Annotated in this window: 3 protein-coding genes; all 3 read right to left on the minus strand. The window is 64.2% G+C overall.

All coding sequences use genetic code 11. The annotated features are described in order from the left end of the window. The coding region (locus tag RMO25_RS02460; protein ID WP_309661022.1) for a glutamine synthetase at positions 1-302 on the minus strand (302 nt) is incomplete at its 3' end. Between the two features lie 218 nt (positions 303-520). Next, positions 521-700, minus strand: coding sequence for a hypothetical protein (locus RMO25_RS02465; RefSeq protein ID WP_309661023.1), 180 nt, complete (start codon positions 698-700; stop codon positions 521-523). A gap of 107 nt (positions 701-807) precedes the next feature. After that, positions 808-2,474: TPR end-of-group domain-containing protein (locus tag RMO25_RS02470; RefSeq protein WP_309661024.1), on the minus strand; the 1,667-nt coding region annotated here is incomplete at its 5' end.

Consider the following 2,474-nt stretch of genomic DNA (forward strand, 5'->3'; position numbering starts at 1 on the left):
TCGCCGGTCGACGGCTCGACGATGTTGCAGAACAGGATCAGCATCGGGGTGGCGCTGAACGGATCGACGTAGGTCGCGTCCAGATCCGGCTTGAGGATCATGTCGCTTTCGTTGATCGCCTTCCACCCGGCGATCGATGAGCCGTCGAACATGAAACCGTCGGTCAGCATGTCGTCGTCGATCACGCCCGAGGCCATCGTCAGATGCTGCCACTTGCCCTTGGGATCGGTGAAACGGAGGTCGACCCAATCGATCTCCTCGTCCTTGATCCGCGAAAGAATCTTGCCCGCGTCGGTTGCCATGATGCTCGCTTTCTCGTTCCCCGGCGAAGGCCGGGGCCCAGTGTGATTCTTTGCCCGCCGCGCAAAGGGACTGGGTCCCGGCCTGCGCCGGGAAACAGTTTTGCGAATCCGAAGCTTGGGAGACACAGATTCCAGACGCCCGGCCAAGAGTCAGCGGGCGGGCGAATATTTCACGCGAGGCGGCAGGGTATCAGTAAGCGCGCGAAGCTCGAACCGAGCTAGGCGACGGTCGGGGTACTCGTCGCGGGCTTGGCGCCGAACACCAGGGCCATGGCCTGGTAATGCTCGGCCAGTTCGATGTGGGCGGCGGCGGCGCGCGGGTCGGTGGCGCGCTCACTCATCGCGCGCTCGTCGAGCTCTCGGCCGGCAAAGTAATTGGCGTGGAATTCATCAGGCATGTCGGCCTCGCACGGCAAAATTTCCCGCGCCTCTGAACGCAAGAGTGTCGCCCGGGTTCCGGCGCAACAGAGCGATTGATCGGCTTGCGTCAAATCGTGCTCGTCCCTTACACTTCGGCGGCGGCGATCCGCGTTAGCGCCTCGGCGACCAGCGCCTGGAAGCGCGGGTGATCGCGGAGGCTGTCGAGATCGGGATCCGACGCGACGTGGCGCATCTGCGCGGCGTTCGCCCTCGAAACGTACGGCCGCAGCAGTTCAACCGCGACATCTGCGTCGTCCAAGCTCAGCGCGTAACAGCAGGCCAGATTATAGCGCATGATGACGTTGTCGGGATCGATCAGCACGGCCCGGCGGATCCATTCCCGGGCTCGGTCCCTCTCACCCAGTTCGGCCAGGGCGCCGGCGCCGAGGGCAAGCGCGGCCGCGTTGCTCTTGTCCTGGGAGACCGCCCGTTCAGTCCGTTCGAGCAGGATCTGTGCTGTCCGCGCGGCGGCGTCAATATTCCCCAAGCCGCGATAACAGGTCAGTAGCATCCCGCCGCTGCGGCAGTCGGTCTCGACCAGGTCGACCGCCCGTTGGAAGTATGGCGCGGCCTCCGCAATTCGCCCCTGCCGGAACATCACAAAAGCCGCTTCCTTGTTCACTTCCCACGAGTCGGGGTCCAGGCCGACAGCGACGGCGATTTCGGCACTGGCTTCCTCGTGCCGGCCATGCTGCGCGAAAAACCTCGCCCTGACGCAATGCGGCTCGGCCAAACTCGGCTTGAGCTGGAGCGCTTTCTCGGCCGCCGCCGTCCCGTCATCGTCAAGGTCGGTTCCCCGGTAGCGAATGTCCGCCTGCATCAGCGCCATCAGCGCCCATGCGGCGGCATAGTCCGGGTCGATTTCGACCGCACTCTGGCACAACCGAAGGATGGTCTGGTCGCGCCGCGCGTCGCCGTAATTGCCGCTCACCCAATATTCCCGCGCCATCAGATAGAGGTCGTAGGCCTCGGGGTTGGTGGTTCCGCGCTGCTCGATCGCCTTTTTCTCTTGGGGCAGCAGCTTGAGTTTCAAGGCGCCGACGATCGCCGACGAAATTTCGTCCTGGATGGCGAAAATGTCGGTCAAGTCGCGGTCGTAGCGTTCGGCCCAGATATGGTCGCCGGCAGCGCCGTCGATCAGCTGCGCGGTGATGCGAACGCGGCCGCCAGACTTGCGCACGCTGCCTTCGAGCACGTGGGAGACGTTCAATTCGCGGGCGACGTCGGTGACCCGCACCGGCTTGTCCTTGAAGGTGAAGGCGGTGTTGCGCGCGACCACCGACAAAGCCGAGATTTTGGTGAGGTCGGTGATGATGTCCTCGCTGATCCCGTCGCTGAAATATTCCTGTTCGAATTCCCCGCTCATGTTGGCGAACGGGAGGACGCAAATCGAATATTGGCGCGGTGGTTCGGCGGGCTGGCTGGTTGCGGACGCACCAGCGGTGCTGGCGATGGCGTGTAGCAGTTCGTCTAGGCGCTGGAACTCGCCGCCGGAGAGATCCAGCGTTTGATACTGGCGAAAGCCGAGCGGCGGCTTGGTCGAGTCCAAAGTGACGGGGACCAAGCGCCCGCTGTCACGGCCTTCGACGGCTTCGTCTTGCACCCAAGCCGAGCCGATCGCATGTTGCGACCACAGCACGACGACGACTTGGGCCTCCGTCACTTCGCGGTCGATTTCATCGGCGAAGCGCAGGCCGCCCTGGACGTGGCGGTCCCACCATACACGAGGGCCGGCGGCGCCCATCGCTTCCG

This window comes from Sphingomonas sp., from assembly GCF_031361285.1.
In the GTDB taxonomy this organism is placed as follows: Bacteria; Pseudomonadota; Alphaproteobacteria; order Sphingomonadales; family Sphingomonadaceae; genus Sphingomicrobium.

Coding starts and splice junctions, on each gene's coding strand:
- RMO25_RS02465 (WP_309661023.1), bottom strand. CDS start 700: ATGCCTGATGAATTCCACGCCAATTACTTTGCCGGCCGAGAGCTCGAC.